The organism is Paraburkholderia sp. DD10 (assembly GCF_049177125.1).
GTDB classification, from domain to species: Bacteria; Pseudomonadota; Gammaproteobacteria; order Burkholderiales; family Burkholderiaceae; genus Paraburkholderia; species Paraburkholderia terricola.
The window spans coordinates 68,871-89,845 of sequence record NZ_CP185394.1 but is presented as its reverse complement, the minus strand read 5'-3'; the positions used below and the strand labels follow the sequence as shown (position 1 = coordinate 89,845).

Annotated in this window: 17 protein-coding genes and 2 pseudogenes; 6 read left to right on the top strand and 13 right to left on the bottom strand. The window is 58.0% G+C overall.

Annotation, left to right across the window (positions count from 1 at the left end):
• Window positions 1-33 precede the first annotated feature (33 nt).
• Together ACOCG7_RS34175 and ACOCG7_RS34170 are read left to right on the top strand one after the other, a co-directional pair.
• Window positions 34-337: pseudogene (locus ACOCG7_RS34175) on the top strand (OB-fold nucleic acid binding domain-containing protein); the annotation flags it as partial.
• A gap of 46 nt (window positions 338-383) precedes the next feature.
• Complete coding sequence (locus ACOCG7_RS34170) at window positions 384-1,343, top strand: SOS response-associated peptidase family protein (protein ID WP_421381069.1); 960 nt, start codon at window positions 384-386, stop codon at window positions 1,341-1,343.
• A 63-nt stretch (window positions 1,344-1,406) separates the two neighbouring features.
• Here the strand turns inward: ACOCG7_RS34170 and ACOCG7_RS34165 are convergent, their stop codons facing one another.
• Together ACOCG7_RS34165 and ACOCG7_RS34160 are read right to left on the bottom strand one after the other, a co-directional pair.
• The gene (locus tag ACOCG7_RS34165; RefSeq protein WP_421381066.1) at window positions 1,407-6,098 is read right to left on the bottom strand and encodes a hypothetical protein; all 4,692 of its coding nucleotides are present in this window, start codon (window positions 6,096-6,098) and stop codon (window positions 1,407-1,409) included.
• A gap of 428 nt (window positions 6,099-6,526) precedes the next feature.
• A pseudogene (locus ACOCG7_RS34160) lies at window positions 6,527-7,157 on the bottom strand (UTRA domain-containing protein); the annotation flags it as partial.
• A gap of 168 nt (window positions 7,158-7,325) precedes the next feature.
• On the opposite strand from ACOCG7_RS34160, the gene ACOCG7_RS34155 reads away from it, so the two are divergent.
• A complete protein-coding gene (locus ACOCG7_RS34155; protein WP_421381099.1) occupies window positions 7,326-7,829 on the top strand; it encodes a nuclear transport factor 2 family protein in 504 nt (167 codons plus the stop codon).
• 448 nt (window positions 7,830-8,277) lie between these two features.
• Here the strand turns inward: ACOCG7_RS34155 and ACOCG7_RS34150 are convergent, their stop codons facing one another.
• From ACOCG7_RS34150 to ACOCG7_RS34140, 3 genes are all read right to left on the bottom strand, one after another.
• Window positions 8,278-9,129 carry a TIR domain-containing protein gene (locus tag ACOCG7_RS34150; protein ID WP_421381063.1) on the bottom strand — a complete coding sequence of 284 codons (852 nt, stop codon included), beginning with the start codon at window positions 9,127-9,129 and terminating at the stop codon, window positions 8,278-8,280.
• Window positions 9,130-9,209: 80 nt separating this feature from the next.
• Entirely contained in the window at window positions 9,210-10,166 is a 957-nt protein-coding gene (locus ACOCG7_RS34145) for a tyrosine-type recombinase/integrase (RefSeq protein ID WP_421381060.1), read from the bottom strand.
• Window positions 10,163-10,909, bottom strand: coding sequence for a TIGR02391 family protein (locus ACOCG7_RS34140; RefSeq protein ID WP_421381057.1), 747 nt, complete (start codon window positions 10,907-10,909; stop codon window positions 10,163-10,165). Before ACOCG7_RS34140 ends, ACOCG7_RS34145 begins: the two co-directional genes overlap by 4 nt.
• Before the next feature lie 149 nt (window positions 10,910-11,058).
• Here ACOCG7_RS34140 and ACOCG7_RS34135 point away from each other — a divergent pair, with 149 nt between their 5' ends.
• From ACOCG7_RS34135 to ACOCG7_RS34125, 3 genes are read left to right on the top strand one after another with little or no spacing between them, the layout of a single operon-like run.
• On the top strand, window positions 11,059-11,430 hold the full coding sequence (locus ACOCG7_RS34135; protein WP_421381054.1) for a hypothetical protein: 372 nt from the start codon (window positions 11,059-11,061) through the stop codon (window positions 11,428-11,430).
• Window positions 11,427-12,002 (top strand): hypothetical protein, encoded by a 576-nt coding sequence (locus tag ACOCG7_RS34130; protein ID WP_421381051.1) that lies wholly within the window; start codon window positions 11,427-11,429, stop codon window positions 12,000-12,002. Before ACOCG7_RS34135 ends, ACOCG7_RS34130 begins: the two co-directional genes overlap by 4 nt.
• A gap of 37 nt (window positions 12,003-12,039) precedes the next feature.
• Window positions 12,040-12,315 (top strand): hypothetical protein, encoded by a 276-nt coding sequence (locus ACOCG7_RS34125; protein ID WP_421381048.1) that lies wholly within the window; start codon window positions 12,040-12,042, stop codon window positions 12,313-12,315.
• A gap of 149 nt (window positions 12,316-12,464) precedes the next feature.
• Here the strand turns inward: ACOCG7_RS34125 and ACOCG7_RS34120 are convergent, their stop codons facing one another.
• The 8 genes from ACOCG7_RS34120 to ACOCG7_RS34085 form a co-directional block, all read right to left on the bottom strand.
• Window positions 12,465-12,734 (bottom strand): hypothetical protein, encoded by a 270-nt coding sequence (locus ACOCG7_RS34120; protein ID WP_421381045.1) that lies wholly within the window; start codon window positions 12,732-12,734, stop codon window positions 12,465-12,467.
• Between the two features lie 767 nt (window positions 12,735-13,501).
• Complete coding sequence (locus tag ACOCG7_RS34115) at window positions 13,502-14,719, bottom strand: hypothetical protein (protein WP_421381042.1); 1,218 nt, start codon at window positions 14,717-14,719, stop codon at window positions 13,502-13,504.
• A gap of 8 nt (window positions 14,720-14,727) precedes the next feature.
• The gene (locus ACOCG7_RS34110; RefSeq protein WP_421381039.1) at window positions 14,728-15,654 is read right to left on the bottom strand and encodes a DNA-processing protein DprA; all 927 of its coding nucleotides are present in this window, start codon (window positions 15,652-15,654) and stop codon (window positions 14,728-14,730) included.
• Window positions 15,655-15,729: 75 nt separating this feature from the next.
• Complete coding sequence (locus ACOCG7_RS34105; RefSeq protein WP_421381036.1) at window positions 15,730-16,653, bottom strand: DNA-processing protein DprA; 924 nt, start codon at window positions 16,651-16,653, stop codon at window positions 15,730-15,732.
• On the bottom strand, window positions 16,650-17,477 hold the full coding sequence (locus tag ACOCG7_RS34100; protein WP_421381033.1) for a hypothetical protein: 828 nt from the start codon (window positions 17,475-17,477) through the stop codon (window positions 16,650-16,652). Before ACOCG7_RS34100 ends, ACOCG7_RS34105 begins: the two co-directional genes overlap by 4 nt.
• Before the next feature lie 52 nt (window positions 17,478-17,529).
• Window positions 17,530-18,204: a hypothetical protein gene (locus tag ACOCG7_RS34095; RefSeq protein WP_421381030.1), complete on the bottom strand. Its 675-nt coding sequence runs from the start codon at window positions 18,202-18,204 to the stop codon at window positions 17,530-17,532.
• Entirely contained in the window at window positions 18,204-19,091 is an 888-nt protein-coding gene (locus ACOCG7_RS34090; RefSeq protein ID WP_421381027.1) for a DNA-processing protein DprA, read from the bottom strand. Before ACOCG7_RS34090 ends, ACOCG7_RS34095 begins: the two co-directional genes overlap by 1 nt.
• 576 nt (window positions 19,092-19,667) lie before the next feature.
• Entirely contained in the window at window positions 19,668-20,888 is a 1,221-nt protein-coding gene (locus ACOCG7_RS34085; protein ID WP_421381024.1) for an IS110 family transposase, read from the bottom strand.
• Window positions 20,889-20,975 lie beyond the last annotated feature (87 nt).

Genomic DNA, 20,975 nt, shown 5'->3' with positions numbered 1-20,975 from the left:
GATCAAGACGGCCGCGCCGCGACGCTTACGACGCTGGCCGGCTTCCGGAACGGGCAACTCGCGCGCGCCTGCGGCATCGTGACAGTCCGGCAGCGGCCGGGCACGGCCAAGGGTGTGATGTTCGTCACGCTGGAGGATGAGACCGGGCAGGTCAACGTCATCATCTGGCCGTCCCTGCTGGAAAAGCAGCGGAGGGGAGGCGCTCGGCTCGTCACTGCTTGCCGTGTACGGCGTCTGGCAGCGGGAGGGCGAAGTGCGCCACCTCGTCGCACACCGGCTGGTCGACGTGTCCCCGCTGCTCGGCTCGCTCGTCACGTCGACACGAAGCTTCCATTAAGAACCGGCGTACCATATTCGCGCACCTTCTTTCAAGGAGAGCCACCATGTGCTATTCAGCCCAGATCCAGGCGGACTACCGCAAGTACGTCAGGATGTTTGGCGCGCACATGAGCATCCGGGAATTCGCGCAGCTGTACTGGGAACGCGCCGAGGGCAGCAACATCAAGATTCCGAAGGCGATGGACGCTGCGTTCTCGGTGCCCCAAACCGACGAGGAACGTCGGATCAGGGAGGCGATCGACCGGTTCAACGGCGAGCAGGCAACCAGGCTGGAGCAGGACCTGTTCAAGCAGCGCGCGCGACTCGCCGACGCGGATCGCGCCCTGCAAAGCAAGACGACGAAGGCGGCCACCGAAAGCAAACGGATCGCAACCAGCAAGATCGAGTCGGCGCTGCGCGGGCTCGACGATCTCCGGCGCACCGAACTGAAAGACCGCGATTCGCGAATTTTCCCCGGCAACTATGCTCCGGTCATGATCATGGAAGACGGTAAGCGCGTCATCAAGCCGATGCGATACCACTGTCGCCCGGCTGGCAAGCCTGCGTTCTACGACAAGAAATATCCCGGACTCTACAATGCCAGGCTTGACAACCTCGAAGGCTTCTGGAAGGGCGTTTTTGGGTATTCGCACGGTCTTATCGTCGCGAATGCGTTCTATGAAAACGTGAAACGACATCGCCTGGAAGGGCGCGAGCTCGCCGAAGGAGAAATAGAGGAAAACGTGGTCCTGGAGTTCAAGCCGCAGCCCGCTCAGGACATGCTCGTCGCCTGCCTGTGGTCGCACTGGCAAAGCCCAGGCGAGCCTGATCTGTTTTCTTTCGCGGCCGTTACTGATGAGCCGCCCCCTGAAGTTGCCGCAGCCGGCCACAATCGCTGCATCATTCCCATCAAGCCGGAGCATATCGACGCGTGGCTCAGTCCCGATCCACGCAATCTTGCGGCGCAGTACGCGATTCTCGATGATCGGGAGCGACCGTTCTACGAGCATCGAATGGCCGCCTGAGCTCACCTGATCAGTGCAGAGGCCCTGACGTCGCTACAGGCCGGTCCATCACGCATAGCCTTGCTAATCCGGGCGTGTCGTGTCGACGCCCCACGGAGCGACACCAATAACGATCTTCTGGCCCAAGAAAGTATCGTTGAGGTTCTTCTCGCGCGATTCAGCCTGTCTCTTGATCGATGATCGATTGATCAGGGCATGTGCGATCTTTTTGTCGCGTAACTCACCACGATCTTCCGACGCTGTTACGTCGCGGCGAAGCCAAACCGATGACCGTCGATCGCACGTCTGCAGGAAGAGAACCCACGCGGCGTATGCATGTTCACTGCTTTGCGCAGCGAGAAACGTGCGCCACCAGTGGCGGGCCGCCGCTTCGTCCTGACGACGCCGCGCCGCGCTTCGCTTCATCTCCTCGACCGAGCTTCGAGCTGGCCCGACCGGCCAGTCATCCATCGCTCTTGAGTCGTCACCGGTGAGAAAACCGCTGAGGAAAATTGCCCGCTTCTGACGCCAGACATGCGGTGATGTGCGGTCGATCTCAATCTGAGTCTCAAGCCAGCGGTGGCGGCCATTGAAGACCGCGGCGAAGGCCAGTTCACCCAGCGCCTTGTCGGTCGAGCACCTGTGAAGGTCGATCAGCGATGTCCGTAACGTGTCGGTAGCTGACGAATCCGTGGCTCGAAAAGCGATGTGAATGAGTTCGTCCGCCCCACCTTCCCCGATGTGTTGCACGGCCATGAGTTGCCTTAGCGTGTGCCAAAGCTGGACTCCACGGCTCGGGTCATGGTTCAAGAGGGTTTCGCAAATGGCCAGGAAGGTTGTTTCGGCTACGCGGACGCGCCGCTTGAAGTCCATGGTGAGCCGATCAAAGCCCTCAATCCAATGGTCGAAGATCTCCGGCGCGTGTGTCCATACTGGCGTGAGGTCGTCAACGTTGATGTTGGCAAGATAGAGGCTTGCACCGGCTGCCCGGGCGTCGTCGATACGCTGACGCGCTGTCTCGGTCGCACGCTTCCAGGCGCGCCGTTGAGCCTCCAGATCCTGAGCCTCTCGGAGCGCCGCGAACTGATCATCGCTTGTGTTCTCGCCCTTTCGTAGCTGCAGGGTATAAAACGAAGGGTATTCGCTCCACATGGAAAGCTCGATCGTGAGGTCGGATCCTGGATCTGGTTCAGGCACCGCACCCGCGGTCAGTACGTCTCCAAAGAACGCAACTGCGAGGCGAATGTCGACCGGGTCGCCGCCTCGCATCCGGGCTGCCTCAAGTAGGCGCCATGGCGCGATGCGAGGTGCGAGTTGCTCGAACGGTACGGATGGCGCGCCGGAAATAAGTGCGCCAGAGCCGTAGTGGTTGACCCAGAAGTGCTCTTCGCCCTTCCATGTCCAATCCCACTGGATCAGAAGTCGGCCAAAGCGCTCGCCGTCGGCACGTTCGAGCGTTCGGAATGCGATTCCCCGGTCCACCTGGTCATCGCCCCGGGCCTTTGTTTCCAGCCAGCTCCATATGCGATCGCTCAAAGCTGATCTGTAAAAGGACAGGACGCAGAGTAGGTCGTGCTGCTGCTTTTGCGTTCCCTGTCCGAAACGATCGAGCAGGGCATCCGCGGCCTCCGGAGTTGGCACCGAAATAACATGAGCGAAGTCGGTTAGGACTGTCTTGAGACCGGCTTCAATCATGCGTGTCGCCTGGGTCAGCCCATCCTCGCCTTGGACTTCAACGATCAGCAGCTGGCTTGCCGCATAGAGTTCGTTCCCCTCGTCGCTCTCGGCGAATTTTGTCCGTAGAGCGCTCGCTGAATCGCGAGACGCTCCATCTGAAATTATCAGCTGATGCGGCGCGTGAATGGCCCGCCAGTATCTTTGTTCACGCGTTGCGTCCTGTAGCGCCAGCAGCTTACGCCGGCCTATGTCCGCCAAAAGATCGGGGGCACAGCGAGCGAGGACAGGTTCAATCTTCTCGAAAGCGTGATCCTCAAAAGTGCTGCCTCCCGCGCTGTCAAGCTTGGATGCATCGATGGAGCTTGCGCCACTGCGAACTTCTGCGACCACGCGCGCGGGCGGGTTAAAATTTGGATTCAGCCAAAATGGTTTCGCTCGCTGAAGGCGCGCGTGGAGAGGCCTTGTCCCGTCTGAGAGGACATCGTCTACATGCCGGTGTTCAAGCGGGAACAAGCTCGTGGCGGGACACTCGACATAGTCGTTTTCGTAGGACCAGCTTCCATCGAGTGTGGAGTCGATGTCCCGAGCTGCGATCTCGTCAACTTCGTATCCGGTGAGGAAAAGCAGGCGTTTGGCGATCCGCGCTGGCAGACCTGGATTGATTCCGGGTTCAGGACTGCGCCCTTGCATCGCTGTCGTGAGTCGCCGAAGCTCCTCGGCTGTCGCCTCTGGATCGGCTTCGTTGAGAACGAGTAGCCATCGAAGGCCGTCAGAACCGGCGTTCCATTGCCCAACTGTTGCATTGATTGTCGCCACTTCAATCAATGGGGCTGCCGGTGCTAATGGGAACCCGTCGAGAATTGATGGAACAGTTGCATGAAGAATACCTTCGTCGAGGTCGACGAAAATCATCTCTTGACCCAAGATTGTCAAAGGACCGGATTGATCGACGCCGACGCGGTCGATCAATTGCTGGGCCCGATGTTCTTCGAAATCCTTGGTGTTTCCGACTCCGCTGTCGCGAACGCCTCGCGAAATCATCCGTAGCCATGACGTGGTCCGCTTTACGATGGCCGTCCGGGCCGGGATGTCAGTGCGAGGAATGGCCCGCAACGCACTGACGGCCCAGAGCCGTGCCGACGCCTGAGCATGCGATGCGGAGTGTTCGATAGCATCGAGTAGCGGACTGATGAGGTTCGCCGATAAGGCCGCAAGCTCGCGACGATGGTGATCCGTGAGGTTCTGGGTTTGGAGCCAAGAAGTGACCAACGCGCCGGCGATGGGCGTTTCCGTCGGGTCACCCCGCTCGATCAGGATCGCCACTGCGGCACGCAGTATCTCAGCACGCTGATCGAGCCCGGCGATCGGGTCGAGCCACTGGGCCAGTGCTGCGTCAATCACGTCGTAGGACTCGCCGTTACGCGTCGCGAGCCCGGTTAGCAAAGCGGCAGCTAGCGAATGGGCGACAACCTCAGGCATGAATTCAATTTTCCCCATTGGCCCTACGCGAGTAAACCGGCCATCGACAATGTCACTCAGGCGCGCATAGACCTCACCAGGAGTGAGATCCGGCCGACTCACGGCTTCGCCAAGCGCCTTCAATGTGAAGGCGTTGACGCCGCTTCTGAGTTCGAGTGCAATATCCTGCAGATATTGCTGCCATTCGTTGTCGCTAAAGGATTTGCCTGCGCGTTCGCCGAAGCTGTCTCGTCCATATTCCCAAAGCAGCCGGTGGACCGTAACCTTGTCAGCGTCAATCAGCCGGTCTCGTAACCGAATGACGAGTTTGAATAGCCGTGGGGTGCGTGCCAGATCGACCAGATCCGGATGCAGGCTGGGGCGCGTCAATCCTTCCAGCGCCAGCATCTGATCCAGTTCCCCGCCGGGTTCGATTCCGTAGACATCGACGGTCGCCTTGACGGCCGGCTCGACCAGGCCTTTCAAACCGGCGAGTCTGTCGTTCAGGAAATGAGGCCGGGTGCTGACAATGGACCGTACGCGGCCGGCGAACGTCGGTCCCTGGAGCACCTTGAGGACCTGAATCCATGGCACAGAAGGTTCTTGATTAATGCCGTCGAAGATAGCAGTGAGCACGGGGCCTTCATCCGCCGGACGTGCAAGGAGCCGATCGAGCCGTCGAATCCAGTGATCAACGGTTCGCTGCCCGGTCAGCTCGCAGCAGCGCTCGGCGAAGAAGCGCTTTACAGCCGTCTCGGACGCTGATTTCAAGGTAGCAGCGGCCGACGACGGCACGACGAAGATGATGGGGTGCTCCGAGATGTGGTCGACGATCCAATCGAGCGTAGACCATGTCTTCCCGACGCCGTCGGCTCCGACGACGACCATTGTTGCGTCGTTCTGAGCGGGACCTATCCACCAGGCGTCGAGCGCTTGACTGACGGCGATCCGCTTAATCCTTTTGGACTGTGCGCCGACGGCCGCATCCTGGCCGAGCTCAGCGTTTGAAACCCTCGGCGATCTCCATATCTCGTCGAGCTTACGGTGTGACTTCAGCCTCAGCGTCTCAAAGCCGAGGCTCCACGATTGGAGATCACGTTTGATCTCCTCGATTGCGTCGCGGGCGACGGGCGCTAGTTTGCGAGTGAGTTCGCCGGCGTCGGCGGAGAAATTTTCGCCAACAATATCCGGATCGGATGCGCATAGGGCTGCAAGCGTGGAGAGTCTCTCGTCAACCCAACTGAGAATGATCACGGGCACGCCCAGACGCTCGCCATGCTGCTCCAAGTCCTGTCGGAGTTGCTCGGGAACACTCCTGGTCGCGACCAGAATCCACCCCTCGATCGCCTCATCCCGAGCGACGGCCTGATCGATTTCCCCTAGAAGCTCTCGATCTTTGTTAGATGTGGTCTCGCGATATTTCTTGCATTCGATGCGAAATCGTCGACCTTGCCGGCCTGCAGGACCGGCATCCGCGCCATGTTGGAATCCGGATTTCGCGGTGGCGACTTCGATTCCGAGCAGCCGGCCAATGAGCGCCGCCGCTAAGTTCTCCAACTGTTTCGCGCGTGGCTCTTCATTCAGCGCGGCCTGAAGGCGACGCTGAACTTCTCTATCCTGATCCGAAAAGGAGGCCGTCATTTGAGTCTGCCTTTGGAGCGCGTTGGGTGCCTGGCACTATACGGGCACGTTAAGAAAATCTGCTTTTCGGCACGTGTGCCATTGGAAGCGTAGCCCGGGAGCGTCGGCTGAACCGAAGCAAGATGCGGAAGGAAGCCCAGCATGTTGAACATTTTCTGTGAATCGTCGAATACGATCAATATCATCGTTGCGTATCAATAGAGTCCTAACTACCGAGTTCAATCGCTCGTGAACAGTCATTTCGATTCCTGCTAATCGGGCATTTCGTCGATCCATAGCCAGCGAATCGGGATAGGACCGACCGCAGCACGGTGCCGGGGACAGCTTCAGCAACGCAATTTCCATCGTAGGGGCAAGTCACGTGCGATTCAGTTCGACCAGGAGCGGGCGCTGCCCCAGCGTGGCCGACGTTGCGATAGTGAGTTCGCCCATGTCCTACGCCAGAGGAGGAGACAGGGCTCGCCGATGTCCATCAGCAGGTATTTGCGCATCGCGGCGTCCGGTTTCTGGGCGAAAATCCGGTATTCGGCGCGCTGAATCGGTGCGATTCGAGCCATGTAGTGATTCGTCGTCTGCTGGGTGAAATCCTGTTTCAGGTAGTCGGGGAGGACGTGCGGATTGACGTAGCGTTCCTCGAACTGGACCGGCAAGTCTCCTTCGTAATGCACGACGCGAGTGAAAAGCCGGACCGCTCTTCAGTCCGAGCGCGCCGAGCGCACAGGGATCGTCGCTGGGCTTGAACGTCAGCATCCGCGCGCTGTGGCGATGTCCGCGCGCTGCGATTTCGTCTGAAATGCTGCGGATCTCAACTAGCGTCGCTCCGTATTTCTGCGCGGCGACGAAGGTGCCGGAGCCCTGGACGCGCGTCAGGACCTGTTCGGCAGTCAACTCGCGCAGTGCGCGCGAGAAGGTCATCCTGCACACGCCAAACAGTTTGACGAGTTCCCGTTCTGACGGAATCAGGTCACCTTGCTTCCATGTGCTGTCTGCGACGCACGTCAGCACATCGCGCTTGATCTGCTCATAGGCCGGCGTGGGCTTGGTTCGCTTAACTGTCAACTGAGCATCCTAGGTCATGCGTTAGCCGGGAGCATGGTCGGTGCTTCACCGATCAGCCGAGTCGCGGCCGAGATGTCGCCGGCAAGATCCGTCTCGTCGTCGCCACCTGCGGATGCTAAAGTCATTGCAGCCGCCGGCTTTCAACGAAAAGAAGGGGACCGGACCGTCATGCCAAACAGAACCTGCCTGCTCCAGCGCGCGGCAGCCGCCGCTGCTTTCTTTGTGCTGATCGCGAGCCATGTGGCCCGCGCCGAAGATAGCGTCGCGCCGGTTCATCCGGCCGCTCGCGATATTGCCCAGGAAGAGCGCAACCGCGCGCTAGTCGTGAACTTCTACGATGCGGTGTTCAACCGGCACGATCTCAGGGCTGCTAGCACCGTGCTCGCACCGAATTACATTCAGCACAATCCGCATGTGCCCACTGGGTCCGCGCCGTTCATCAGCTTCTTTACGGAATACTTCAAGCATGCCCCCGATACCCGTTCGGCCATCGTGCGCAGTGCGACCGACGGCGATCTCGTCTTTCTGCATGTTCACTCGACCAGCAACCCGCAAGACCGCGGCAACGCCATCGTGGATATCTTCCGCGTCGAGCACGGCAAGATCGCCGAGCACTGGGATGTGATTCAACCCGTGCCCGAGCAGTCGGCCAACGACAACACGATGTTCTAGTCGATCCGGCGAAACACGCTGTCTGCCGCGAGTTCGTCCGCTTGGTCGACAGTCGTCTCCGGTTGCAAGTCGATGACCAAATGACGATCACCGAAGGTCGGGTTACTGTCCAAGTCCTCGAGGTAGATTGCAAATCCATACCCCGTAGCCGTACCTGCGTTGGCGGGCTCCTTGACCGTCGCCCGAAACTTCCGCTGTGACATAGTCTCTTCCTCCAGTGAAGCCAGCAACCTGTCGGCGCGGTCCCATCTTCACCGAGTTGTCTAGTTGCGAGTGATGTACTGACCGTTCGGGCGCTGCGCAAGCGTTTCAGTCAGGCCGTCACGTTCACTGTTCGACTCTAGCTAGAGCCTGAACAGTACCCGCCGACGGTGAGACTTTACGGGAATGGCCTGATCGACGAAGCCTGTTGTCGTGTGGGCCAGCTGTGGCGGACGTGGCTGCCTGTTCAGAATGGAACCGAGTCGTCCATCTCTTCAAAACCGCCGGGCTTTCCGCCAGACCCGTTTCCCTGGAAGTGGTGTTCGTTCTTCATCAGCACGTCGATGCCACTCTCGGTGATGAGATATACGTAAAAAACGTCACCATCGCGATCTTCTTCGACCGCCTGTTCAACGAGTCCGAGCCTGGCCAGCTTGATTGCGCTGAGACGCAGAGCAATAGCGTTATTGTTGAGACTAGACACCACATATTGATAGGATAGCCCGCGAGGTTGGGACGTGCGACTTACGGCACATTCCCCCAGAAAGCTCAGATCGACCTGGTTCAATTCGTAGTTAGGCGGGTTGGCGACGTGCCGCTGATTATTTGCAACCGTCGGCGGCAACTCTCTTGAGATGGCGCCGTGCCGCGCAATCTCGTCCTTGATGAGCTTGCAGGCGGCATTCAGGGCAGAGGCCAGATCGCCATCGGGCCGATCGGCCGCGTAGTCCGCCGTGGTCACCCCGATGAGGTCGGACGGCAGATGCATGTCGACGCCGCGAGGCCGGACCACATAGCATCGTTCCTTGCCGAGCGAGCCGATGAACAGGCCCAGTTCGAACAGCACGTTGTCGCGTACTACCTGTGTCGCTTCGGTCCGGATAGTTGCCACATCATCGGGCGTGAACACGAACACCGCGAAGTCAACGGCCGACGACTTTTCCACGAGATCGTCAAGCGCATTGGATCCAAGCTTAAACGTTCCGGTCCGCCATAAGGTGGGAAACGTGTCGTGATCGAGGTTCGCGTTAATGGCGTCCGCAACGGGCAGGCCCTCGACCGAAGACGCGATGAAAACCTGGGGTTTGGGAGTAGCCATCAAATTGAGCTCCTGGACCGCGATAAGAAAAACGAAGAAAGCACCGGGTAAGCCATTGGGCCATAAACAGCGCTGCAATATTACAGCCGAATCCGTTCCACCTCTTCCAGGCTGATGTCGTCGTGGCGCCGGTCGTACAGCTGCGTGGTCTGCGTCGACGCGTGGTTGGCCATCGCCGCGGCGTTCTCGAGCGTGCCACCGTTTTTCAGATAGGCGGTGATGCCGGTGGCGCGGAACGTGTGATTACCGATCGCCGTGCCGATGCCTACGGCGAGTGCACGCCGGCGCACCATCGCATACGCGTTGGCCTGCGGCAGCGGCGTAGTGCTGAGCTGGCCCGTGCCGCGCCGGATCGTGCGGAACAGCGGGCCTTTCGGATCGTCGCTGATACCCGTGCCGTCCAGGTACGCGTGCAGGTACGCCTCGAGCGTGTGGTGACACGGCATCTCGTGACGCCTGTCACCCTTTTCACGCAGGCGCACCCACAGCCGCCGCTGCTGCACATAGACATCCTCCACGCGCATCGCGAGCGCGGCGCCCACCCGTGCGAACGAAAACACCATCAGCGCGATCAGCGCGCGGTCACGCAGCCCGATCGGCGTGGTCACATCGATGCTGTCGAGCAGCTGCCGCGCCTCGGCCGCATCGAGCACCGGCGTCTTGCCCTTTTTCGCGGTGTGGCTGGGTCCGCGCACCGACGCGGCCGGGTTGTGCGGGACGATCTGGCCGGTCACGAGCCAGTCGAACAGGTGACGGATCGCCGCCAGGCGCTGCTTGACGGTCGGCGCGGCGTGGGCCTGCGTCTGCCGTTCGATCCACGCGGCCACATGCAGCGGCTGCACTTCAGTCACCGACCGCACGCCGGCGCTGGCGCACCAGCTCAGAAAATCCCCGGCCGCCCGCGCGTACGCACGCCGCGTGTGCGGGTTGCGGATCGCCGACGCGAAGAACTCCAGAAACCGCACGCCGGCGCGATCGCCGGCGGCCGTAATGACCGCTGGCATCGGGATGCCGTTGAGTGTGGTGAGCTGGTTCATGATGCCGCCTTGATCGCGTCGACACGCGCGTCGACAACGTGCAGCAGGTGGCTTGCGAGCAGGATGATCTCGACGGCTTCGCGCGGACTTTCGATCGGCTCGTGCCGGTGCGAGTGCGGATTCTTGTATGACCCGATGGCGCCGGCGAACAGGTCACGCATCGCTTCGCGTTCCGCTGGGTCAATCGTTTGATCGGTTAGCGGACCAGTGGCGGGATTGAAGGCCTGCTTCATCATCGGCATGCCATGCGCCGAGCCGCCAAAGCCGGCCGCTTCGCGCACCGCGATCTCAACCTCCCGCATCGCCTCGAACGCCGCCGTCTCATAGGCGCCGCGCATGAACGACAGCCACACGGTCATGGCGATCGTCGGGTGTAGCAGATCTCTCGGCAGCAGACGCGCGGTCCGGTAGTCCGCAAATTCAGACTCATTCTCGAAGCGCTGCGCACGACGGCTCAGATGGCGCCAGCCGTTGGAGCCATTGAGGCTTTCCGCTGGAACAATCAAGCCCTGAGCCTCCAGCCAGGCGATGGCTTCGGCCCACGCCAGATCAACGTCCTTCAAACGCTCAACCGGATACTGCCTGGACGCGGCAATGCCCAGCCCCACTCTTAAGTTAGTCACGTTGAACATGGCGGTTCCGGACTCGGAGCGAAGCAGGAACACGATCTTGGCTGCCAGTTCTTCCGGTTCCAGGGCAAGGAACACCTCCACATCGGGGATGGCGGTCAGCAGTTGTTGCACATTTACCCCGCGCGTTTATATGTGATAAAAGACATTATCACATATAAGGCCGGCGCGTCAGACCGCGATATATCGTTCGGTAACGGCAGGCAGCAGTACGCAAATTCACCTATAATATTCCTTAGGAGACATATGCCTCGCAGGGAAACATGACTCAAACCATCCAACCGAAATCAAGAGCAGAGCGTATGCGCCTGTTCTGCGAACTGCTCGAAACCCTGCCTGCCGCGGCGGACGAGGCGGAGGCCTATTCCTGCTTAGCCATGGCACTGAAGCGGATCGAAGACGAACATACCAACATACCGTACAACCCGAGCAATTGGAGTTGGGACGGTCGTATGTACCCGCCTGCACCGGACCATCGACACACGACGTCCGATCCAGATCTCTTTCGCTACCGCAGTCGGAAACACAACACTTTCATCAGGTCCAACGGAGCGCTAAAGATCGTCGACATTAAGACCAGCGAAGTCCTCATTGATAAGGCGGGTCAAGACGAAAGGAAGGTAGATCAATCATGAACCGGTTAAGCGAATTCCTCACTGCATTAAAGACCTTTCTTCCAAGTCTCATCGTGGAAGTTGATCGCCATGAAGGTGATGAGGACAAGGCCGCATGGATTGACCTGTCCGACGGCAGGCGCTCCGTCACAATTGAGTACAGGCCGGAACTAGGATTCGGTCTGTACATCAACGACGAAAGTGAAGAAGATGACTTTGGTTCCGGTCCAGCAGAGCTGTATCGGGACGTTCACGCATTGATAAATCGTGTGAGAAAGTTATTCGGCGGAAGTGGAAATACAACGATCACCCGATTACGAGAAATTCGGGAAGTACTTGGCGTCTCTCAAAAACAGCTAAGTACAATATTTAATCAAGAGCAAAGCTCCATATCCAAGATGGAGAGCAGGGACAAGATATTCTTAAGCACCCTCGTCTCTTACATTCACAATCTTGGCGGAACACTTGAGATGAAAATTCATTTCAAAGAGTGCGACTTACCATTGGCCATCGATAAATTCATTGATTTCGATAGTGATGATGACACGGAGGTCAGTAAAGGCCGAGTAACGTCCTCACATAAGGATGGGTAGCCGCACAGTGCATCTGTCGTCCCTCAGGAGAACCATGATGAGCAATGTGTATTCTGATCTTACTGGCGAATACAAGCATCCAGTCACGGGAGACATTCTTTACGGCACCGCGCCTATGCTAGCCCGAATCCATGCCATGGGAGGTCTACGGAAGATACAGGAAGAAGCCTACATGGATGGTTTCCGCGACGGCGGCAAGGATGGCTTCGAGTCCGGTTACCAGGTAGGACGTGCCGAAAACTTGAAGGATGAGTTGAGGAAGTGTGTTGTTGAAATACTGAGTGAGATGGAAATTCACTCTCCCAAAGACTAGTACCAGGAAAAGCCCGCTTCAGGCGGGCTTTTCCACTTCCTCCCGCTATAACTCGGACCAAACCTGACTAGGTCAGTGAGCTTTGCAGCAGCAGTTTTTCTCCACATCTCTACTAGTAGGAGAGCCGAAGGAAAATTCGGAAAGCCACTTCACTGCACTCCTACGGCGTCATAGCCTATTCTCAGTCGTCCCCCCTTCGCTTTTATCGACTTGATAGTTGATACCGCTATCTCTGACAGATTGGCGACATGTACTCCGCCACAGGGAATACTTGGATAATCTCCAATCTTGATGGCGCGATTTCTGGCCGGGTCTCCTTCAATAACGACATGCAGAAGGCTCCCCGCGTCGGGCTGTCCAGCGGAAGCTCGCCGCGTAGGCAGCCGAACGCTCGCGATATCGATGCTCCCGAGGGTCATTCTGGGCGTTTTTGGCCGACGCAATCGGTCAGCGCGAGCCACGAGCCACAGCTGTCAATCGAACTAAACATGTAACCCCCTGACGGGCTGAAAAGCTGCGCCAGTCAAGGAACGATCGGTTCCAGGTTGCATCTTTGTGTCAATTCAGATTGACTTAAACTTGCAACTTTTCGCGAAATTGAACTAATGTTGGAACATTGCTTTCGGCCCGAACGTATTCATCACCGCCCGCCACGTGGTCGATGGCAACGAAATTCTTGAAGTAGCGACCACGGTCTATATCGCCCGTACCGGCCGGCCCGGCCCGGTGCTGATCGACATTCCGAAAGACGTGTCGAGCGGATCGTCAGATACATCGGAGAGCAGGGGTTCAAGCCTGTCTACTTTTTGCCCCAGTTGTTCCACGCCATGCGCCTTCGCATCCTTGCAACCGTACTTGCCTTCGGCCCGTTGCGTGCGCTTCTTCGCTTCTTAGCCAACCAAGCCGTCATCGCCTAGACGCGGGCTCCAGTTGTTGCAGTTCGCATACTGCTATGCACAACAGCAGTTTCCGTGGATTGGAAAGCGCCACGTTACGTGGCCGCGGCGACGCACGTCCAGGGTATTTAACGACTTCCATCAACAGCGGCTGGGCGGCGACGTTTACGTGCGACCGGCGATGACGGTCAGCTCAGACGGACCACAAAGAGACGGGTCTGAAATGACCACGCCTGTGGGAATTTGACTGACAGACCAGACAAAGGAAGCGATGCCTTGCCAATAAGCACCTACCATTGCCACTTCCGGAATTTTTCAAAGCATTTGGTGATCTCGGGGGGCGCATTGGGCGCAACAATGTGACCTTCGTAGCTATACTCAACCTTTGCAGGTTCCGTCGCGAAATTATTCGCCGTGAACGGCTTGATCTTCAGCTCGTCGCTAATCTTGCTGTACGGAGTGTTGATGGTCTTCAGCCATGAGAACAAGCGCGCTTGTCCGCCTGCCGCCTCAATAAAAACTCGGGCAGCTTCACCACTTCGTCCAGATGTACAGAAGTCGTCCACTACCAACACCTTCGCACCCTTCAACGAAAGCACACCCTTGTTCGGTGCCTGATTGATGTTCTTATGTGGGTGACGGCAAATCCTGATCGTGTTCAGCTGATTCCGAAAAGTTCGGTCGCTCGCCCTGATATGCTGATTCTTCGTGGCGTCTTCATGACGCTCAATAAGATCGTGATAGTACGAGATGTTGAAGCATTTTCCTAGACGGGCGAGCACGTCCGCCATACCGTACTTGTTCACATCAGAATCGGTCCCGTGACCAGGGTAGCTACATATATATTTAACACCGTCCAGCATGCCCGAAAAGTACAGAGAAGACACTGCAAAGTTCGCCCAAAACTCCGGGTTGCCCAACCCGCCTTTGGCAAACGCTCGCGCATCCTCGCCGAACATACGATAGGCCTCTCGGTATGTCGAGAACGGCCCAGCGGCGCTGACGTCAAGCGTCCTGTCTTGTACGCTCCAAAAAATGGGATGCTGACGCAGGCCAAACACGAAACAAAACCGCGCGAGGTCGCTGACGGTAGGCAGCGAGAATCCATAATCCATATGTTGGCCGTACCAGTCTGGTCTCAGCATCAGAAGACCGTTCAGTACACCCGCTATCATGTCCTCTTGCACCCCGCCCACCAAGGCAGTCTCGTGCCGTAGAGCACCATAACGTTGCATGATGGGAACCGCAGAGTCCTTTCCTTTGCGTGCTGGCGAGCCGTCTGCGGATACACCATGCAGCTCGACCCGCGTGTCGGAAATTTCAGAGAACCAGTCTGCAATCGGTCGACCGTCCGCCTTCCATCCCCGATTTGACCAGAGGGCGGTTTTCACCCCTCTTTGCGCAAGTTCGCGGACAAGTCTTCCAAGGTCTTTGGCAAAATCTCTGTTGTACTTTCCGTCGTGCGCAATGGTCCCTGAGACGCTGAGCAGAAGAAGCTTTAAGGCCATATTCTTTGTCAGAAGAGCGATTGTTGTAAGTTCAAGACGCTCGCTTCGGTATGCCGATCGACTCGCCGAAGCGCAGCCAAGAACGCACTGTGTTCGCGCGGCACCTCGAACGTCTCTTCTGCAACACCGTGGTCTCCTGCAGGTTCCATACCGTTTAGGGAAAGATTGATGCTGGTGCGGGAAAACCGCTTGGCAAATCTGATGGTATGGGCGGTACCCGAAGAGCGCTTCCACTCAGGAGCGACTACACATTTGGCGAGCGCTGCCTGCAGGCGATTGCGCCAGACGAAATTCTCACCGGTAGGGGCCGCGTCCGGCATATATTCGGAGATAAGCAATCCGCCAGCATCCACGATACGGCGAGACAACTCAGCATTACGTGGAGGGTAAGATTTTAGGAGGCCAGTACCGAGAATCGAAATGTTCGGCAATCTGCAACTCAGCGCCCATTCGTGCGCGATCTCATCTACGCCCTTCGCCAGCCCACTCACGACCGTCGCATCGACCTCTTGAAGAGTAGATACCGCATACCGAGTGAGAAATTCGCCTTGCACAGACGGTGAACGAGTACCGACTACCGCGACGGCCTCGGTAGCCAGAAGGTCCAGATTGCCACGATAGAAGAACCAGAGCGGCCTGATTTTGTCGTCAAGCTCAGTAAATTGCATCGGGAAACCACGCTCACCAACGCGAACAAGATGGATTTCCTCTTTCTTCAGTATCTCTGCGATCGAACTGCCGAGTTCAATCAGAACGTCGATACTTACGTCCGTTGTCGCGCCTTTAGTGATGACTGGAATGAAGTCGGAGCCGAAATCCCGGACGGTTTTCTCAACGCCGTCGACACCCCCGAGCTCACGGAGCGTCTTATAACCGATCCCCTTGAGCCGGCCGAGCCCTAAGAAAAGAATCGCAGCTTTGTCGAAGTTGGACATCCCCATTCGGATCGGCTCAATTTTATTTACTTGATTATACCCGAGTCGACAACCCGAACTCCACTGATCGTCTCGCTATAGCGCGCCCAACGCGACCCGCTTTTCCTCCATAAGCCCTGCTGCCGCCTCGTAGTCTTCTCGTGACCGCAACGGTGTGGCCCCACGCTTGTTGATGAGAATGAGTGGGCCCTTTGACACTAACTTCAGCGCTTCTGCCTTTTCCGGCAAGACAGCAAATAGCTGGCGCCGATTTCGCAAGCAGAACTCTGCTTGAGTCATGGTTCCACTCCGCTCCTCGCCCTCGACGATAATCGATCCCGCTGAGAGGCCGATCTGGATTCGATTTCGAAGTACAAAGTACTCTGGCCTCGCGTGCACTCCGATCGGATGCTCAGAAATCCACGCACCGTTACTAGCCAATATCTCGTCTCCAAGGAGAGCATTTGCCTTAGGCGATGCACTTTGAAGGCCATGCGCCAGCACCGCGACCGTTGTTCCACCAGCCTGTAGTGCGCCTCTGTGCGCGGCCGCGTCGATCCCCAACGCGAGGCCGCTCACGATCGTCCAGTCGCGCGCAGCAAAGTGACCGGCGATCCGCTCAGCAATGGTGATGCCAGCGGACGATGCTTTTCGGGTTCCGACCACGGACACCCCAGGAGGCCTCTTGAGCACCCCGAGGTTACCCTTTACAAAGATCACCGGAGGTGGATCTTCGATAGCGGCCAAGTACCGTGGATAACACAAGGAATTAATAGAGACGACGGTGATGCCTGCGTCTACATTTTTTGCGATCACCGCTTGCGCTGACCGAAAGTCATCGAGCGTCAGTTCCTGACTGCCTGTCATGTGCGCCGAATACCAGTCGAGAAAATCCTCTGGAGTCGCCATACTCGTAATCGACGTATGTCGAAGCATCTTTGACGCGATGCCCGCTGACAATCGCGCCCGCTGAGTGAGAACGATTGCAACAGCACATGTGAAATACTCGATCTCAGTCATACAGTCTTTCCGAGCGCTAACGGCACGACCTGAGCGACTCCAGCATGCGTTCGCAAAATCCCCGCGCAAGCCATCAGCGAATTTCCCGTCGTCGTAATGTCGTCCAAGAGAAGGATCGTTTTCCGCGGCAATCGCCCCATCGGATCGTCAAGGCCAATCGACTGCTCATGCGTCCAGACGCTCCGATCGCCACCACGTGCCAATTTATCGATAGTCTTGATCCGGGGTAACGCGCGCATTGAATCGACAAAATTCCGATTTGATTTAATGAGATTCTCACCGATTCTCAGTACTCCCGGAGACCAGCGACCCGCTGCGGACGAAGGCACAGCCACGATATGGACCTGCAGGCCCTTCGGCGGCAGGCTGATTCCGGTCAGATGTTCGAGCGCGATTCGGCTGAAGTACGCGACTGCGGCTGGAAAACCTCGCTCATCTGCGCTTTTCAAGTTCAACAAATGCTTGCAGTCCGAATTCCATTTCGGGTTCAGAATCCGTCTGCCATCCTCGCCATCAATGCGGTAAGCATGATACTGGACCAGATGCTCAACGGCGTAGATCACGCCCAAGCTCGATGTAAACATTTTTGTCCCCGCGCGGCCTCTCAACCGCTCCACCGCTCCACCGCTCATGACGAGCATTGTGGTGTCATGATTCTTCTTCGAATAAAGAAATGCGTGTCGGCGTTGCTCACCGCCCCGAAATTCCATGCGCAGCTTTGGTCGGCAGCTGGTTCGAACTACGTCTCCTTTCTGAGCCGGATTTTGATGCCGGCCCTTTCCAATCTGCTGATAATTTACCGCAAATGAAGTCCTGACTTTCATCGCGATTCGTCAACGGACTCCCGGTGTGGAGTGTGCAGAAGTCGCTCCGCCGTCACACACTGTCAGCAAACGGGTTTGGTAGGGCCCGTCTTGCGATGAAGCTGCCGTACACTGGGGCGTCCGCGAACGCTTCGCGCAACTTTCGCGATACAGCCGCGTAGTGCGAGCCCGCTGTAACGACGTCGTCGAAAACAATGATGCTGCGTGGCGGCTGGTTTGGACGCCCGGCGGCGGGGTCAAACGTTAGATCCTCATATAGCTCTTCTGGAGAAGGCCGGGCGCTGTTGAGGTGACTGGCGCCGTAACGCCCGCTGAATGAAAGGCAGTCCCGTATGTCGAGCGGCAAGCCAGTGTGTTGCGCAATGCATTCGAGCGTCTGGCGCATACGCGAGTCATACATTGGATCCGTACGCGCTTTTGAAGGTGGGATCGGAACGAGCGCGACCCCGTGATTTTCATGCATCTCGCGCCACGTGAAGAATCGGGCGAACGCCCGCGCCACCTGCTCGATAGCCTCGCCCTTGTAATGCCAGTCCTGTCGCCCCTGCCGGTCCAATTTTTTCTTGAAATTTGCCATTAACCGGTTGGTGGGCGAGTAGTTCCAGTTTTGCCCGCCAGTGTGTTCGTAAGGTGTGTACTCGCCCCAAAACCAGCAATGCGCGTCGGCCGGCAAATGGAAATGATCCGGTCGCTCGTTCGGTCCGAGCACCGTGAGACGATCAGGCATCATGCCTCGAGCACCCTCCGAATGTCATCGACTTCGCGTACCCGGACGGCCCCCTGCCGCTCATACTTGGCCGGCCACGTAAGTTTGGGATTTTGGAAATTACTCTCAAGAATGAAGAGTTTGCGCCCTTGCTGCAGCGCCGCGCGTGCCTGTATCAAGGTACCAGACGTCTCGCCCGCCTCAACGATGATCGTCGCCTCAGTAAGCGCTGACATCGTCTTGTTCCGCTCGGGAAAGAACAGCTTGTTCCAATGCGGCGTCTGGCTCTTGTAGCGAAGCACGGGCACTTGGCTCACAAGCAGATACTTCTCCGCAATACATCGTTGCAGATCGGCGTTCTCCCTTGGATAAACTTCGGAGATTGGCGTGCCGATCACTGCTATCGTGCGGCCCCCGCTCTCGATCGCCGTCGTATGGGCGATGGTATCGACGCCCTGTGCCAGACCCGAAACGATCGTGTAATCATGTTCGACGAGGCCTTGAACAAGCCGGCGTGTCCGTGCAGCACCCTCTTCGGAGACGTTGCGCGTGCCCACGACCGCCACACGTCGCGGTGCTTCAGCTAATTCCCACGAGCCAAGATAATAGAGTACCTCTATCGGCTCACGTGCGTCACGCAACCGTGCGGGATAGTCCCGTGCGCCGTTAATGCGGACGCCAAATCGCCTGATGCCGCGGTTGTGCAACTGTTCCACTACTTCGTTGCCGGTTCGCTCTGCCACGTCTTCCTCCACCAAGTCGGACGGGAGGCTGCCAGGGTTCTGCTCGAACAGTTCGGCCAAGGACTTTGTCGTCGCACTTGGCTGCTGCCAGAGATACTCGTACGCACCGATCTCGGTTCGGGTCTGGATTGCTTTGTTTGCCAGAAATTGTGGCAATGCATTCATATCTTCCTCGCTGGAGCGTCAATTTACTGGCGACGCGGCGCCTTGTTACCAGTTAACGCACGCACAGAGCAGTATTGTACTGTTCAACAGCGCCATTTCCATAATCAATACTGTATGTATACACAGTATTCCGAGCGAGCGCGTTTTGCAAGTCCCCAGTTGCAACGAATAACGTCATATCAAGCAGCGCTCGCGCCGGCTCGGTGCATGCGCGGCAGAACTGGGCGGGCACCAGCTATTTCGGAACGGCTGCCAGCATCGCGAGCAGATCCTCGCGGCGTGATCGCTGGCGTGCCATCTCGCGTTCCACTGCTCGACGGCTTCTCCACGCCCTGCTTCCACAGCACCGTTCTGCGGTGGGTGCGTCAAAAATCTCCGGGAACTCATCTGACCTGCCAACGCGTGGCTGTCCGTTTTTGGTTATTGCTGACGACCCTAATCTCAGGCGCGCGGCGATGCGTGAGATAGCGCCGCGCTCCCCTGCCCTCCGGGCGCCCAACGTCGCCCGCTGGCGGCGGATAACTCGCGGGCTTATGCCTTGTAAACCGAATCAACACATCTGCTAAGAAACGCGAATCAAGCGGCAGAGGGTTGAACAGAGTATCCATGGGCGGTCAGTCGCTTAACGAGCCGCAGGATTGTCTGGCCTGCGTCACGTTGGCTGAAGTAAGCGGCGCCGAGGTCGGCATATTCGACACCATCGCGCAACATGTGCCAGGCAGAGGTGAGGATGGACGCGGCAACGGCGAGGATAGCCTTTTTGGCACCCCGCCGGGCCTTGATGCGCAGGAAACGCGCGTGCAGGTAGCTATGAGCGACGCGGACGGCCACCCAGGCAGCCGTCACCAGGGCAGTTTTTAGCCATGGCGCGCCTTTGCGCACTCGCGTGCTGCGCCGCTTGCCGGCACTTTCGTCATTGCGTGGACACATCCCGGCCCATGACACTAGGTGACCGGCATCGATGAAACGTGTCATGTCCGTACCAATCTCCGCAAGGATTACCTGGGCAGTCAGCTCGCTCACGCCGGGAATTGTGGTCAGCAGGCTGACGTGCTGCCGGATCGGGGCGAGGGCTTCTCCCACAGCAACGTCCAGGTCTGCCCGGGTGCGTTCCAGCGCCGCGATCAGATTCAGATGCAATCTGAGCAGGGTGCGGTGATGCGCGGTGACATGTCCGCGAAGCGCTTCGCGCAATTCCGAAGTTTTTTTGCGGGCGCTTCCCTGGGCGAGTGCCGCGAGGTGCTCTGGATCATCTTCGCCTGCCACAAGGGCCGCCAGAATTGCCCGTCCGCTACAACCAAGTACATTTGACAGCACGCTAGCGAGCTTGAGGTTGGCGTCCTCGAGTATCTTCTGGATTCGCAGGCTGTGCTGGGAGATTTCCCGTACGAGCTGCTTACGAGTCCGGGTCAGGTCACGCAGCTCCTGCGTCGCAGTCGGAGGCACAAAACTGGACCGGATCAGGCCGTGCGCGACGAGGTCTGCAATCCAGGTCGCGTCGTTCACGTCGGTCTTGCGCCCAGGCACATTGCGGATGTGCTGGGCGTTGGCCAGCACCAGCTCGAAGTGGTCCTCAAGAACATGCCACACCGGCTTCCAGTACACGCCAGTTGCCTCCATCGCAACGTGCGTACAGGAATGCCCGGCGAGCCAGTCGGACAACGCAAGCAGTCCAGTGGTGGTACTGGCAAAGCTGCGTACTTCATGATGTTTCGGCGCCGAGACGCATCGCACGCAGGCCACGATGATGTCTTTGTGCACGTCGAGTCCTGCGCAACGGGGATAGAGAATCTGCATAGGGCCTCCTGCCGGATGAATGGCAGCGGCAGCAACCCTCCTATTCGAAATCTGCTAAACGTGCTTCACGGCAACTACCGGCCAGCG